This is a genomic window from Rheinheimera mangrovi (assembly GCF_003990335.1).
In the GTDB taxonomy this organism is placed as follows: domain Bacteria; phylum Pseudomonadota; class Gammaproteobacteria; order Enterobacterales; family Alteromonadaceae; genus Pararheinheimera; species Pararheinheimera mangrovi.
Window position 1 is genome coordinate 2451494 of sequence record NZ_CP034683.1, and the last position, 14371, is coordinate 2465864.

Below are 14371 nucleotides of genomic sequence, written 5' to 3' on the forward strand. Positions count from 1 at the left end.
GAGAATTCTTGTTTAAGTTGGTATCGCTCGCCCACTACAAATAGATATACATTTCACTGCACATATACTTTTTCGTATCTTTCTGTCTGACTGAAAATTGCCCTGCATTTGGTGTAGGTAAACCTTGGATCAAACAGTGTTCAACAGGCTGAAATTCTGTGTGCATTGATGCTGGCAACCGATCCACTAAATCGAACAATTTAGTGGGGACCTGCTCCAAAGGAAAAAGCCTGTCTCCTGAGTTGAAACTCAGACCCTTTTCTCCATTCGACAGAACTACAGACTCAGGACCATCGAAAAAATAACGTTCTTTATTACAGATCATCGGGTTATTTAATTTCGTTTGGCTGCGATTGATCAGGTAATACACCCAATGCATAGCTCTGGCCTTGAACTCAATGACATAGCAAATGCTGTTACAGCCCATCACCAACAGATCGTCCAGATAAATGCAGATCACACCAATCACGTTTTGTTGGCTAACAGTCCTGTTGCCCAACTCAGCTTTCAGTTGAAGTGGTGTACCACTCGGTGTGTTTTCCGGGATTGTGAGTTTTGAACTGAACCCCATCTGACCACACCAATCGAATGGTACATCGGTTATAGATACAAACTGCTCCTCATTAGCCGCCAATAAAAACCTCAGCGGCTCGCCCTGCAGCTGGTCATTCAGGTAACTGACAAAAGCCACCGCACCATCCTGGCATGTCATATACACACTAAATATTCCATCGCGCATTCTGGTCAGAAGTTTGTATCGGTCCATCAGTTTTTTAGTGTCGCTATCTACCAGGACTTTGCAGTATTGATATAAACCATCCGCAAAATAGCCATGCAACAGCTGTATTTGAAAGAGTTGCTTATTCATGGCTGTGCCACAGCTGATGTATCTTGTACTGCAGCGAAAGCGCCCTTAATTTGGCCGGAGAGCACGCTCACATGTCTGATTTTATAAATCATCGAAGGCAAATACTTCGCCCCCAAAGCTGTCCATAAATTATGAGTTTTGCCTGAAGGAGAATTTTCTATCTCAAACTGTAGAGCTGAGATCCCTTCAGGAAGAGCCGGATGATTGGCACGTGTAAAAGAGAGATTTTCTTGAAAAAAACCAATAGTAGCGGTCAGAAACTTTAGTGCTTCGCTATATTCGTCGAAGTTTGCAGAGACCAGAATATCAAGATTAAAACAGACCGCCGGATTGGTGCGACTTATTTGCGCAGCGTCCTGCCGTTGTCCGCCATAAAACTGCTTATTGATCTCGTATTCCAGATTAACCAGAGTGACTACCAGTTTGTTTTGATTTTTTTGCGGTGAATTACCATTCATATCAACCAGATTGTTTAATACGACGACACTTGCTTCCATCCCAAAATGCGTCATCAGGCTTTGATCCAATACTTTTCGAATGTATTCGAGTGAAACACCAATCATGTTATTTATCCTGTAAATCCGCTACTTGTGTGAGATCTGTAGTACTGGACGAACTGTTATTGCGGTAGTGGGGAATAGCATTTGGTGCTGACGAACTTCGTTACCTCGCACTGTATCTTTCGAATCGCCGGACTATTCCCTTAACTGACGCAAAACAACTGTGTGATCGCGATTTCAAGAGTAGTGGCGTATCGATTCAGAGTTAAGTATCAACGAGGTAACAGTTCTAAGATGTTACGGTATAGTATCTAATATCTGGACGGATTTTTTATGCCTGACATTTGATTCCATTAAATAATGACCTTTTTCAGAAAAATCTAATTTTTCAAAAAATTTATTGGCTTTTTTATAGACAGTTCGTGTACATTCATTTTCTGATTTAGTGACAAAAATAAGGAACAGCTATGCAAGTCAATTTAAATACACCAAGCACAGTAGCTACACCAACACCACAGACTGTTGCTCCTGCAGCCCAGACTAAAACCAATACTACAACTGCACCTTCTACTGCAGATACAGTGACATTATCTGCTGAAGCAAAGGCTAAATTTGCTGCAGATTTGGAGGCAGAAGCCTTAGGCAATGGGTCGGGCAATGAGCCTCCAATCAAAACTTTAGGTGGAGGCTGGGGCAACGAGCCACCTATGACCACCTTAGGGAATGGTTCTGGTAACGAACCACCAATCAAGGATAAAGATAAAGAAAAGGAAGAGGACAACGGTGTGGTTTAATAAAAATGGGCGAATTTGCTTACAGAATTGACCATGTATTGTGGTTGATTTGTTTTCTGTTGTTGATTGTATCCATGGTCTATAAGCTAGATATTTCCTCAAGAATAGCCTTAACCGTATGGGTTATAGGCAATTTGGTTATGGATAAAGCACAACCCTTTGTAATGGATCTCGCAACTGTCTATGAAGATACAGGGCCATCGTTTTGGTACATCACTTGGAGTGCTGTTGATGTATTGTGTGTTTGGTGTATTTACAAATTACATATAGTACACGATATTCCAGCTAGTAAACTGACCCGCTATATCATGGTCTGCTTGTTAAGCTTATGTGCTTTGCAGTTTATGCGATACGCCGACAGAATGATTTTTGATACAAACTTGTTATCTGAAATGTACAAATATACCATTGTTTCTATTAATATTTCTGTAGTGCCATTCGCTATCTTCTGGTTTGTTCAGGATATACAAACTCTAAGAAAAGGAGTCGTCTTATGATTGAATTTTTATCACTGATCGTGCTGGCTGTACTGATGTTAAGTGGCCTCTTTTGGTATAAAAAAACTTGTCGCCACTTAACAGTGAAAGAAATAGAACAGCGGGTTTCACAGCAAATGGAACTCAGAGCGCACAAACTTTGTATGCAAGCCTTTGATGTGCAAAGAACCAGCGAAGCTGAAGAGCGCAGTCAACTAGACGAACAGTTTCAAGACGACTTGCATCTGTATGTAGAAGACTTCCAGGCAGAAGTAGCAGAAAGCTTAAAACAAAACAAAGTGCTGGATATTGAGAGTTATGGCTTTATCAGGCTGACTAAATAGCGACCTTTGATCTGCCGCAGCATTTAGTTAGCCCATTGTTTCTGATACTGATAAAACGCAGGTCTGGCCAGACTTAGGTTTGGCAGATGCTGCTTTTTTAAGTAATGCTGGATCGCCAGTTGAACCTGACGCACTGCATCCAACAACTCTGCCAGATTAAACTCCTCGGTATGGAACACAAAGGTTTTACTGGCAGGCTCAAGCCAGCAAAACATAGCTTCGTTGTCCATCCACGTAATCACCTGATTAAAACTGGTTAAGTGATGAGCGTTGTAACGACGCAGTTTATTATTACTACTATCCCGAACTGAATGATCCAACTCATCTGCATGTCGCCACAAGGCTTGATTACGAAGTGCATGATTAAGATCAGGTAAGTTAATTTCACCACGCAGCGCCATAGCCCTGTGACATAGTTCCAGCCCCTGCTCTCCGCAGCATTTGGCGGGCCAGAATATCCGGGATAATTGGTAGGTATGGATCAAAATAAGATGTACGGCGTCGTACATATCTTCACAAGCCCTCCGTTGACAATCCCAGTCTTCAGACCAATCATGCAATTGTTTAATGGCCCGGTCCAGCTCCTGTCCGGCTTCAAGGATTAACTCTGATTGCAGCTCAGCTTGTTTTATATGTAGCAGTATTTCTTTGGCATCCATTTCAACACTCCTGTAAGACGAGACAACACCCTTAATCGGGTACTCTATGTGTTGAGTGTAGAAAGCATCAAGGGCTTTGCAAGCCAGCTAAAATAACGCTAAGTTATAGATTTTTCGATAATTACCTATTTCAGGTTTGCTGGTAAATCTAAGCTGCTGAGTTATCGTGATATCAACTCTTTTGGTTTTTTCATATTTTTTTGTATTTATTTTCAACTATCTGCGGCTTAATTGGGTAATTCTGCAGATCTGACACCACTGCGCATCGAATAAAGTGACCGCTGTAAAACAGTCGTTCATCAAATAGTTACATCTGTTTTTTAAACTTTGACGTACAATAACCGACTTTTTCGTCGCCTCTGAGGAATTTTATGCTGGGCTTTTTTGAACGATTAACCAAACCTTTCCCTGATGACGAGCCAACTCAGCCGCCTCAAGGCTTATTTGCGTTTTGTTTGCACTACAGCAAAGGTATGGTGCTGCCGCTGATCCTGATGTCTATTGCAACAGCGCTGCTGGCTGCGCTGGAAGTCTCATTATTTGGTTATATGGGCCAATTGGTGGATTGGCTGGTGAATAAAAACCCGGACACCTTCTGGCAGGAAGAGCAAGATACCTTAATCACCATGGCAGTCGTGATGCTGGTAGTGCTACCCGCTTTAGTATTTTTCCACTCAGCATTGATCCACCAGACGATATTGGGTAACTACCCTATGTCGATTCGCTGGTTAGCGCACCGTTATTTATTAAAACAAAGCCTTGGCTTTTATCAGAATGAATTCGCCGGCCGTATCGCCACTAAGGTTATGCAAACGGCTCTGGCTGTGCGCGAAACCGCCACCAAGCTGCTGGATGTAATGGTGTATGTAGTGGTTTATTTTGGTTCTATGGTGTATCTGATAGCAGATGCTGACTGGCGCTTGGTACTGCCTATGCTTGCATGGTTAGTTATCTACACCGGCTTACAGTTCTATTTTGTGCCGCGCCTAAAACAGGTTGCTACTGAACAGGCCGACGCTCGCTCAGAAATGACAGGCCGTATTGTCGACAGCTACACCAATATCAGTACCATTAAACTGTTTTCTCACACAGCACGTGAATCTGATTATGCCCGCGACAGCATGCAGCTGTTTCTGGTGCCTGTATACAAACAAATGCGTCTAGCCACCTGGCTGAATATTTGTGTGCAGGGCCTGAATTATCTGTTGGTATTCTCTATCGCTACTCTGGCGATATGGTTATGGTCGGTCAATGCTGTCACTGTGGGTTCTATTGCCATAGCCGTCAGTCTGGCGTTGCGTTTAAACGGTATGTCGCAATGGATCATGTGGGAAGTCAGTGCGCTGTTTGAAAATATAGGTACTGTGGCTGATGGCATTGCCACTTTGTCTCAGCCTCAGCAAATCGTTGACATAGCAACGGCTAAGCCTATCGAAGTACCAGAGGGACAGATTGAATTTAAACAACTTAACTTTAACTACGGTAAAGCCGCAGGCGAACATGGCCCCGTCATTGATGGCCTTGAATTATCGATTAAACCGGGTGAAAAAGTAGGATTAGTGGGTCGCTCTGGTGCAGGTAAATCGACGCTGGTGAACTTGTTACTGCGTTTTTATGATGTTAATTCCGGCCAGATTTTAATAGATGGCCAGGACATAAAAACCGTATCACAGGAAAGCTTACGTGCTCATATCGCAATGGTGACGCAGGATACCTCTTTGCTGCACCGCACTGTGCGTGAAAACATTCTATATGGTCGCCCTGGTGCTACCGAAGCAGAAATGATTGAAGCAGCTCGCTTGGCCGAAGCCGATGCTTTTATTCAGGAACTGACCGACCCTAAAGGCAATAGTGGCTACGACGCTCAGGTCGGCGAACGTGGTGTAAAACTATCAGGTGGTCAACGTCAGCGTATTGCTATAGCACGGGTGTTATTGAAAAACGCTCCTATCCTTATTCTGGATGAAGCAACCTCAGCACTGGATTCAGAAGTGGAGGCGGCCATTCAGCACAGTCTGACTCAGCTGATGATAGGAAAAACTGTGATAGCGATAGCACACCGTTTATCTACTATAGCTGCCATGGACAGGCTGATAGTGCTGGACCAGGGTCGTATCGTTGAGCAAGGCAGCCATCAGGAACTGATCGCCAAAGGTGGTATTTATGCGCAGTTATGGGCGCATCAAACCGGTGGTTTTATTGGTGTGGAATAGTCACTGGGTCAGAGCTAACAGCTCTGCCCCTGCCTTTAGCTTAAACGCGGATCAGTTTCAGCCACCATAGGCTGTTTTAAGTGCTCAGTTCTGAACTGCAATAACACTGGAAAAGGCTTTAAATCAACCAGATCACGGAATAAAATCCAGTCAATTAATGTATACAGGCTAATAGCCGTGTAGTCCCATTGACCAAATTGCCCTGCCCTGATCTGTTGCTCTAAGGCTTCCAGAGTTGCCTGAATACGCTCATGCTGTAGATTAAAAAACAACTTATCTTCAGTCACATCGAAACCTGAACGTTTACAAAGCAATAGTTCAACCAGCGAATCTGTGCAGGCGTTGATCGTCGTCAGGCTGTTTTCCTGATCCCAGCTCAAAGGCGGTAGTTTTAACTTTTGCGTCAGATAACGGTAAATCACACCGGAATCAAAAATAACCTGTTCATTATCCACCAACACCGGCACTTTACGGGCCGGGTTGTGTTTTACCAGCACAGAACGGCCTTCGGATTCAAAAATATTCAAAGCTACAAACTGATAAGGCTGACCAGCCAGCACTAAACGTAAACGACGCACAAAAGGCGAAGCGACCGAACCTAATAACTGCATAACCTACTCCATTTTTAGATCATGACTGCAGTTTATACCTTTAATAAGTCGTTTAGATAGTGCTGATTTTTGTTCAATCCGGGCTCACTGCAGAGATTTTTTTCAGTTCAAACTGATAAGCCGCTTGGGCAACCTGCGCAATAATAGCTTCATTGATTCGTTCTGATTCAGCCGAATCCTTGACAAATACCGCCACCAATAATGGCCTCCCATCAGGCAACATAATGACTCCCGCATCATTCGTCGCAGCGGTTTTACCGGCTCTGATGCCCGAAGTGCCGGTTTTATGCGCCACAATAGTACCCACCGGCAATAAGCCTTTTAACCGCTGTGGTCCTGTGGTGGTTTCAACCATCCATTTCCACAATAAAGCCTGAGAGGTTTCAGATAACTGCTTTTTTTGTTCAAACTTTTTCAAAAGTTGAGCCACTGCTTTCATCGACGTCCAGTTTTGATATTGCACCTGATCATCCGCATGCATTTGCGCTTCATTTGCTACCACGGCAACTTCCTTAACGCCTAAAGACTGAATATAAGCATGCAAAGCTTGCGGCCCGCCCACCAGTTCAAATAACAAATCGCAGGCTACGTTATCACTGTGGGATACCGAGTACTGCAGCAGTTGTTGCAGCGGAACAGCAAATTCATCGCCTTGATATTCTTTCATTATAGGCGCCCAGGTATTTTGTAATACTGCAGCACGATTAACAGTAACAGACTGATTTAAACTCAGTTTCCCCTGATCGACCTGATGCAGAACTAACATGGCCAAATGCAGTTTAAATACACTTTGCATCGGAAACTTTTCAAATGGATTCAGCAACAAAGGTTCCAGATCGTCAGGCCCCCACACTGCTACACCTACAGTGGCCTTTTTACCCGTCACTATGGTTTCAATCTGCTCTTTTAACAAAGGAGACTGAGCTGATACTACAAATGAACTCAAGCCAAGTATCAGCAGAGCAAAAGTGGTGAAAATACATTTTGTGATGACATTCATACGACTGTCCTTGTTATTTTTTTAGTGGATTGTACAAAAGGCAGCCGCAGCTGCCTTTTGTATTTTGTTTCATACTGTTAGTTGATTTCCCTGTTCCGCATTTCCGGAGCCTGAGCCCGTGCTCTCTCGACACGAGGAGCTTCACTGCGAGGACGTTCCATTCGCTGTTGTTCGATACGAGGTGCCTGATAATTACGTTCCACCCGAGGCTGTTCTACCCGTGGTGTCTGGTAACTACGTTCCACCCTAGGTTGTTCTACCCGTGGTGTCTGGTAACTACGTTCCACCCTGGGTTGTTCTACCCGAGGTGTCTGGTAATTAGGTTCTGGCCTTGGCTGTTGCACGGGGCGTTCAAATTTAGCTTGCTCAGGGCGCGTAGGCTGATAAGAGCGTTCAGGGCGCGCTATGTCTTGCCTCGGCTGTTGCTCCGGCCGTTCAAATCTCTGTTGTTCACGGTTCTTGATCAGTTCCTGACGTAACACCTGATCCCTATCCCTTACTTCACGTGACTTGCCAGGTTCAACCTGAGCTCGTGGACCTTCTTCTTTCGCACGACGAATAAGATCATCACCTTTTTTATTGCGTTCAAACTGACGCTCTTTGTCGGCGAAGCGTTGTTCTTTCTCATGATTAAACTTGCGATCCGGAGCATAGCCCTTGTTCTCGCGTGTTTGAGCAGCCCATTCACGGTGCTGATCCCTGTTCTGATAGCTACGATTGCCGCTGAACTCACGGGTTGGCTGGTAACCGGCGTGGTAACTGACACCACGTCTGTGGTGCGGGTTGTGACGCCAATGATGCGAATTTTTGTGATGTACTATCTGGTGGCTGCGATAGTAATAGGGGTCGCGCCAATGATGATGATGATCGATCACCACAATCTGACGGCGCGGCCAGTGAAAGCTGCTGAAATAGAATCCCGGTGCAATCTGAATACCAACACCCCAGGAAAAACCACGATGCACCGCATAACCCACAGGCACATGCCAATACACTGGCGGATAGCTGCGCCACCACCAGGGTCCATACACAATTTGTGGGTCATAATATGGCAGATACACCACTTGTGGCGAAGCAGATTCAATGATGATGGTTTTTTCTTCCCTCACCACTTTGATATGTTGCTGTTTATCCAGATTACCCGAGGCATAAGCTTTATTACGCAAGGTCTGGATACTGGTCATCACCTGGGCTTCCTGACCTAAAAATGCATCGCCCAAACGTTGGGTCCAGTCGATGTCATCACTCATACGTTCAAGCAGTTGCGGGAAAGGGACTAAAGCTTTTACACTTGGATCCCAATCCAAATCTTCCACTTCATCCAGTGCCCGCTCAGCACTATAACCTGGATGTTCTTCTACCCAACGATTGGCTTTAATAATTTCCAATGGATAAGTGGAAGCAATCAGTACATGCGACAACACAGTATCCGGGTACAGAGCAATAGGAGCAAGCATAGCGTCCAGCTCAGCCTGACTAAAACTTTGCACAGTGCTACCGGCACTGGCGGTCTGTTGTGCTGCCACAGGGGCAACTAACAAGGCTGGAAATAAAGCCGCTGAAAGCAAAGGTAAGCATTTCATCAGGGCACGCATTGTAAGCTCCTGCCACAGTTGTGGCCGCTAAAACCCGGATCTATGGGTAAAAGTGTAGCGAGATCCGACGCAACACTCCAAAATCTGTGGCTGATGCATTTACCACCAGCTTGCATCAAGTTATAACAACCGCTGCATGAACATTCTCTGAATAACCTGTTAACTTGCAGCTGGTTTTGTTTACTCTGTTTGTCTTCTAGGCTTTGACTCTGAAAAGAGCTGAAGGTTTAAAACCTGTGACCAGCGAAGTGCCGGTGATCACCACGGCAACCCCCACAAAAGTATGCCAACCTAACACTTCATTTAAAAACACATGGCCCCAGAACACACCAAATACCGGAATAAGAAAAGTGACGGTTAAAGCCGGAGTCGCGCCTTCGTCCTGCACCAGGCGGAAAAAGAGTAAATAAGCTACGCCTGTACAAATAACCCCAAGGGCTAATACAGCTGCAGCCACATTCAAACTGATATCTGCCTGTATCGGGAATAACAGCATGACAGGAGCCAGCATCAAAGCTGATGTCCACATACTGCCATGCGCATTGGTATAAGGGGCTACAGTTTTTGCCAGACGGGTATAGTGAGTGGCTATGCCATAACAAAAGGCGGCGCCAGCGGCGCAAAATACAGCAACTAAAGCACCAGGTTCCAGTACTACAGGGTCAAAGCCTACCAGTATAGCGACGCCGCTGATGCCAAGAATTAAACCCGTCGCAATTCGAAAAGTTAAAGCTTGCCGGAACACCACAATACCAATCAAAGCGCCCCAGATAGGAGCTGTCGCATTAAGCACAGATAACACCGAAGCTGTTAAAGTTTGAGCTGCATAGGCAAACAATAAAAACGGCAAGGCAGAGTTAAAAAAACCGAGAATAAAAAAGTGCTTCCAGTTATTTTTTAAATCCAGCTGATGCTTTTTAAGCAACCAGCCCATCAGTCCCAAAAATAAAGCAGCAAATAACACCCTGCCCGTCATCAAAGCAGCAGGACCTAAAGTTCCGACTGCAATGCGCATAAACAAAAATGAAGACCCCCAGATGGCGGCCAAACTGAACAGACGGATAAAACTGGCTGCCTGCATTTAATACTCCTGTACGCAATCAACCTCAGGGTGGTGCTATGACCAGGCCTAGGAAGTCTTTGGATAAATTCTGTTTTACTAACTAGATATTCAGTTTTTTCGCAAAAAAATGAAAAAAACCCAAAAAGCCGGGTTGCGAAGCTATGCAGAGATATTGCATAATTACCCCGCTTCATTTTTGCTTTATTGCTTCAGCCCATACCATTTTGTATGGGCTTTTTCATTTCTGGATCAGTAGCTCTTTATTTAGGATCGTCCTGACTAATACGGCTGGCCACAGCACCGGTTTGCTGTTGATACTTTGCATCCACTCTTTTGTTGTAAGGACGGGCAGCTTCACCTGTCATGGTCTCGAAATTCAGTGCGCCAATTTTCATATTAGGCCGAAGCGCCAGCGGTAAACGACCACTGTTGTAAAACTCCAGCACTATATTGCCAGACCAACCCGGGTCGATACGATGAGCTGTCACATGCACCATTAAACCAAGGCGGGCTAAGGAAGAACGACCATCTAACCAGCCTACAATGTCGGCAGGCAAAGTGACAGATTCAAGCGTGATAGCCAAAGCCAGTTCGCCCGGGTGCAGAAAAAAAGCTTCGTCATCTGTTAATACAATTTCATCACTCATCACTGAATTCAGCGCTAAATCCACTTCTTCGCGTGGGCCACTCAGATCGATAAAAGGTGCTGCGTAAGCGCGGAAAGTGCGGAATTTATGGCCTAAGCGAATATCCACACTGACACCGCTGATCATGTCTGGTGTTGGCCGTGGCGTAATTTGGATCTTGCCTGCTTCGATATAGGCTTCAATGTCGCGGTCACACAATCTCATGGTTAATCATCCGTAAAAATAATTTCGGGTTGCTTTGCTTGCTGATGTTGGGAGTTCCAATATAAAGCAAAGCTCAGTTGTCGTGCTATAGCCCGGTAAAAACCAGTACCGCTTTCGGCTGGGTTCAGCACTAAAGGCGTTCCGGCATCACAGGACTGGCGTATTTGTTTTTGTAAGGGTAACTGACCCAGCACAGGCACCTGATAACGTTCAGCTAATTCTAAGCCGCCATTGGTACCAAAAATATCGTCGATTTCACCGCAGTGACTGCACTGGTAAAAACTCATGTTTTCTACCAGTCCAAGCACAGGAATATTCACGCTGCGAAACATAGATATAGCTTTTTGCGCGTCAGCCAACGCCACATCCTGCGGTGTTGTGACGATCAAAGCCCCTGTCACCGGAAGTTTTTGCGACATAGTCAGTTGAATATCGCCTGTGCCAGGCGGCATATCGACAATTAAATAATCTAAATCCGGCCACAAGGTTTCATTTAAAAGCTGTAACAAGGCCTGACTGGCCATAGGGCCACGCCAGACCGATGCTTGTGTAGGGTCGACTAAAAATCCTATAGACTGCAGATAAATACCAGCCGCTTGTTTTGGCAACAAATGTTTATCATCCGGTGATTCTGCTTTGGCGTCTTTTAACCCCAACATAGTTGGAATGGAAGGACCATAAATATCGGCATCCAACAGCCCTACTTTGGCGCCTTCTAAACCTAAAGCCACCGCCAAATTGACCGCAGTGGTGCTTTTACCTACACCACCTTTGCCAGACGCCACTAAAATCACCTGTTTGATGTTGCGGTAGACAGGTTCTGCAGTGTTTTCGCTGCTTAATTCAAGCCTGAGGTCTGGCTGCACCTGCTGAAGCACCGGCAATAACTCATCAGCCAGAGAGGCCCATGGAAACTTCAGCGTTAAGCTCAGGCTATTGTATTTGCTATTAAAACTGGCCTGCTGAATCAAAGTATCCAGCGGCATAGGAAATTCGTTGCTTTGAAATTCAGCCAAAGTTTTGGCTAATGCTTCCGGCATCTGTGCCGAAGCTGACTGCTCTGCTGCTTTTTTAAACCATTTAAACCACATCGTCTCACTCGATCTGTGTTGCTGAAGGGGTTCTATTCCTGCCAACTGTATTTTCTGTAAGCTTTGCCAGCTTTTCAGCGCTTTGCTGCTGTTGAACTGGTGCGCTTTAACGCCGGCTATTGTATCATTAAGCCACTTTTTTCAGTGATATATCTATGAGTTATCGATGACACAACGCAAAATTCTTATCACCAGTGCTTTACCTTACGCCAATGGCCCCATTCACTTAGGTCATATGCTGGAATATATTCAGACTGATATCTGGTCCCGTTTCCAAAAAGCCCGTGGTCATCAGTGTTATTACGTCTGTGCGGACGATGCTCATGGCACGCCAATTATGCTTAAAGCTCAGCAGCTGGGTTTAACGCCTGAGCAAATGATTGCTCAGACTGCCAAAGAGCATCAGGCTGATTTTGCTGAATTTTTAATTGGTTTTGATAACTATCACAGCACGCACAGTGAAGAGAACAAGCAGTTCGCCAGTGAGATTTACACCAAGCTGGATCAAGGTGGTTATATAAAACGCAAAACCATCAGCCAGCTGTTTGACCCGGAAAAACAAATGTTCCTGCCGGACCGTTTCGTTAAAGGCGACTGCCCGAAATGTGGTGCTTTGGATCAAAACGGCGACAGCTGTGACTCCTGCGGCGCGACTTATAGCCCGACTGAACTGAAAAACCCACGTTCTGTGGTCTCTGGCGCAACGCCAGTGTTAAAAGACAGCGAACACTATTTCTTCGACCTGCCTGCTTTTGAGCAAATGCTAAAAGACTGGACCCGCAGTGGTTCATTGCAGGACGAAATGGCGAACAAACTGCAGGAATGGTTTACCGAAGGTCTGCAACAATGGGATATCAGCCGCGACGCACCATATTTTGGTTTTGAAATTCCAGGCGCGCCAGGCAAGTTTTTTTATGTCTGGTTAGACGCCCCTATCGGCTACCTGGCCAGCTTTAAAAACTACTGTGATAAAACCGGCGTTAACTTTGACCAGTTCTGGCAAAAAGACTCAAAGGCTGAGATTTACCACTTTATCGGTAAAGACATTATCTATTTCCACAGTCTGTTCTGGCCAGCTATGTTAGATGGCGCAGGTTACCGTAAACCGACCTCTGTCTATGCGCACGGTTTTGTTACTGTCAACGGCGCCAAAATGTCCAAGTCACGCGGCACCTTTATCAAAGCCCGTACTTATCTGGAACATTTAAACCCGGAGTATCTGCGTTATTACTTTGCGTCCAAGCTGACCAGCAACATCACAGACTTAGACTTAAATCTGGAAGATTTCGCGCAAAAAGTGAATGCAGATTTGGTTGGCAAAGTGGTCAATATCGCCAGCCGCTGTGCCAGCTTTATCAGCAAAAAATTCGATGGCAAGTTAAGTGCCGAGATTGCAGAACCTGCTTTATTAGCAGAGTTCACAGCCGCTGGCGAAACTATTGCCGAAAGCTTTGAAAAACGTGAATTTGCCCGAGCTATTCGCGAAATTATGGCGCTGGCCGATAAAGCCAACCAATACATTGACGCCAAAGCGCCTTGGGTGCTGGCAAAAAATGAAGCGACCTTAACCGAAGCGCATTTGGTCTGCTCTATGGGCATCAACCTGTTCCGCGTACTAATGCATTACTTAAAACCAGTGCTGCCGGCCATGGCTAAAGAAGTGGAACTGTTTTTAAACGACGAATTAAGCTGGTCGACGTATCAGACTGCTTTAACCAATCACAGCATCAATGTATTTAAGCCACTGATGCAACGTGTAGAAATGACAAAGGTAGAAGCTATGGTCGAAGGATCTAAAGAGAACTTACAACCTACAGCTGCTGCACCAGTGGCTAAAGCCGCTGCGGAAACAAAAGCAGCCCCTGCTGCCGATTCAGCAGAAATCGCCATTGAACCAATAGGCGAAACCATCAGCATTGATGACTTTGCCAAACTGGATTTACGGGTTGCCCGCATTATCAACGCCGAACATGTGGAAGGCGCTGACAAACTGGTGAAACTACAGCTGGATTTAGGCAACGAGCAACGTCAGGTGTTCGCCGGCATTAAATCTGCGTACCAGCCGGAGCAGTTAATAGGCCGTCTGACTGTGATGGTTGCCAACTTAGCACCTCGTAAAATGCGGTTTGGCATGTCCGAAGGTATGGTCATGGCCGCAGGTCCTGGCGGCAGCGATATTTTCCTGCTGACGCCAGATGATGGGGCTACGCCTGGAATGCGAGTGAAGTAGATCTACCCGTCGTTCTTGAAGCTGCAGCTTTGTTGACTACGCAACCTCGCCCCAGTCACATAGGTGAACTATGCTC

14 protein-coding genes are annotated in these 14371 nt (G+C 45.5%); 5 read left to right on the forward strand and 9 right to left on the reverse strand.

From position 1 onward, the window contains the following. Positions 1-34: 34 nt before the first annotated feature. Positions 35-868 carry a hypothetical protein gene (locus EK374_RS11000; RefSeq protein ID WP_127023251.1) on the reverse strand — a complete coding sequence of 278 codons (834 nt, stop codon included), beginning with the start codon at positions 866-868 and terminating at the stop codon, positions 35-37. After that, complete coding sequence (locus EK374_RS11005) at positions 865-1431, reverse strand: DUF4255 domain-containing protein (protein ID WP_127023254.1); 567 nt, start codon at positions 1429-1431, stop codon at positions 865-867. The genes EK374_RS11000 and EK374_RS11005 overlap by 4 nt, the downstream gene beginning before the upstream one ends. A gap of 404 nt (positions 1432-1835) precedes the next feature. Here EK374_RS11005 and EK374_RS11010 point away from each other — a divergent pair, with 404 nt between their 5' ends. Genes EK374_RS11010 through EK374_RS11020 form a run of 3 tightly spaced genes read left to right on the forward strand, consistent with a single transcriptional unit; the run spans position 1836 to position 2982 of the window. Beyond that, on the forward strand, positions 1836-2162 hold the full coding sequence (locus EK374_RS11010) for a hypothetical protein (RefSeq protein WP_127023257.1): 327 nt from the start codon (positions 1836-1838) through the stop codon (positions 2160-2162). A gap of 5 nt (positions 2163-2167) precedes the next feature. Beyond that, complete coding sequence (locus EK374_RS11015) at positions 2168-2659, forward strand: hypothetical protein (RefSeq protein ID WP_127023260.1); 492 nt, start codon at positions 2168-2170, stop codon at positions 2657-2659. Beyond that, a complete protein-coding gene (locus EK374_RS11020; RefSeq protein ID WP_127023263.1) occupies positions 2656-2982 on the forward strand; it encodes a hypothetical protein in 327 nt (108 codons plus the stop codon). The genes EK374_RS11015 and EK374_RS11020 overlap by 4 nt, the downstream gene beginning before the upstream one ends. 23 nt (positions 2983-3005) lie before the next feature. Here EK374_RS11020 and EK374_RS11025 read toward each other — a convergent pair whose 3' ends face one another. Next, positions 3006-3641, reverse strand: coding sequence for a hypothetical protein (locus EK374_RS11025; protein WP_127023266.1), 636 nt, complete (start codon positions 3639-3641; stop codon positions 3006-3008). A gap of 371 nt (positions 3642-4012) precedes the next feature. Here EK374_RS11025 and EK374_RS11030 point away from each other — a divergent pair, with 371 nt between their 5' ends. Then, positions 4013-5854: an ABC transporter ATP-binding protein gene (locus EK374_RS11030; RefSeq protein ID WP_127023269.1), complete on the forward strand. Its 1842-nt coding sequence runs from the start codon at positions 4013-4015 to the stop codon at positions 5852-5854. 35 nt (positions 5855-5889) lie between these two features. On the opposite strand, the gene EK374_RS11035 is transcribed toward EK374_RS11030, so the two are convergent. The 6 genes from EK374_RS11035 to apbC all read right to left on the reverse strand — a co-directional run bounded on the left by EK374_RS11035 (position 5890) and on the right by apbC (position 12065). Beyond that, complete coding sequence (locus EK374_RS11035; protein ID WP_127023272.1) at positions 5890-6465, reverse strand: glutathione S-transferase family protein; 576 nt, start codon at positions 6463-6465, stop codon at positions 5890-5892. Positions 6466-6538: 73 nt separating this feature from the next. Next, on the reverse strand, positions 6539-7465 hold the full coding sequence (gene blaPER, locus EK374_RS11040; RefSeq protein WP_127023275.1) for a PER family extended-spectrum class A beta-lactamase: 927 nt from the start codon (positions 7463-7465) through the stop codon (positions 6539-6541). Between the two features lie 77 nt (positions 7466-7542). Beyond that, positions 7543-9060 (reverse strand): DUF3300 domain-containing protein, encoded by a 1518-nt coding sequence (locus EK374_RS11045; protein WP_127023278.1) that lies wholly within the window; start codon positions 9058-9060, stop codon positions 7543-7545. Positions 9061-9256: 196 nt separating this feature from the next. Then, entirely contained in the window at positions 9257-10141 is an 885-nt protein-coding gene (locus EK374_RS11050; protein ID WP_127023280.1) for a DMT family transporter, read from the reverse strand. Between the two features lie 242 nt (positions 10142-10383). Then, complete coding sequence (gene dcd / locus EK374_RS11055) at positions 10384-10974, reverse strand: dCTP deaminase (protein ID WP_127023283.1); 591 nt, start codon at positions 10972-10974, stop codon at positions 10384-10386. Positions 10975-10976: 2 nt separating this feature from the next. Continuing rightward, the gene (gene apbC, locus EK374_RS11060; protein WP_127023286.1) at positions 10977-12065 is read right to left on the reverse strand and encodes an iron-sulfur cluster carrier protein ApbC; all 1089 of its coding nucleotides are present in this window, start codon (positions 12063-12065) and stop codon (positions 10977-10979) included. Between the two features lie 166 nt (positions 12066-12231). Between apbC and metG the strand changes: the two genes are divergently transcribed. Beyond that, entirely contained in the window at positions 12232-14295 is a 2064-nt protein-coding gene (gene metG, locus EK374_RS11065; protein ID WP_127023289.1) for a methionine--tRNA ligase, read from the forward strand. The last annotated feature ends 76 nt before the right edge of the window (positions 14296-14371 follow it).

Bases quoted from the DNA above. Each gene is read 5' to 3' on its own strand.
- EK374_RS11000 (WP_127023251.1), bottom strand. From the start codon at position 868: ATGAATAAGCAACTCTTTCAAATACAGCTGTTGCATGGCTATTTTGCG.
- EK374_RS11030 (WP_127023269.1), top strand. From the start codon at position 4,013: ATGCTGGGCTTTTTTGAACGATTAACCAAACCTTTCCCTGATGACGAG.
- metG (WP_127023289.1), top strand. From the start codon at position 12,232: ATGACACAACGCAAAATTCTTATCACCAGTGCTTTACCTTACGCCAAT.
- EK374_RS11005 (WP_127023254.1), bottom strand. From the start codon at position 1,431: ATGATTGGTGTTTCACTCGAATACATTCGAAAAGTATTGGATCAAAGC.
- EK374_RS11015 (WP_127023260.1), top strand. From the start codon at position 2,168: ATGGGCGAATTTGCTTACAGAATTGACCATGTATTGTGGTTGATTTGT.
- dcd (WP_127023283.1), bottom strand. From the start codon at position 10,974: ATGAGATTGTGTGACCGCGACATTGAAGCCTATATCGAAGCAGGCAAG.
- EK374_RS11035 (WP_127023272.1), bottom strand. From the start codon at position 6,465: ATGCAGTTATTAGGTTCGGTCGCTTCGCCTTTTGTGCGTCGTTTACGT.
- EK374_RS11045 (WP_127023278.1), bottom strand. From the start codon at position 9,060: ATGCGTGCCCTGATGAAATGCTTACCTTTGCTTTCAGCGGCTTTATTT.
- EK374_RS11025 (WP_127023266.1), bottom strand. From the start codon at position 3,641: ATGGATGCCAAAGAAATACTGCTACATATAAAACAAGCTGAGCTGCAA.
- EK374_RS11050 (WP_127023280.1), bottom strand. From the start codon at position 10,141: ATGCAGGCAGCCAGTTTTATCCGTCTGTTCAGTTTGGCCGCCATCTGG.
- EK374_RS11010 (WP_127023257.1), top strand. From the start codon at position 1,836: ATGCAAGTCAATTTAAATACACCAAGCACAGTAGCTACACCAACACCA.
- blaPER (WP_127023275.1), bottom strand. From the start codon at position 7,465: ATGAATGTCATCACAAAATGTATTTTCACCACTTTTGCTCTGCTGATA.
- EK374_RS11020 (WP_127023263.1), top strand. From the start codon at position 2,656: ATGATTGAATTTTTATCACTGATCGTGCTGGCTGTACTGATGTTAAGT.
- apbC (WP_127023286.1), bottom strand. From the start codon at position 12,065: ATGTGGTTTAAATGGTTTAAAAAAGCAGCAGAGCAGTCAGCTTCGGCA.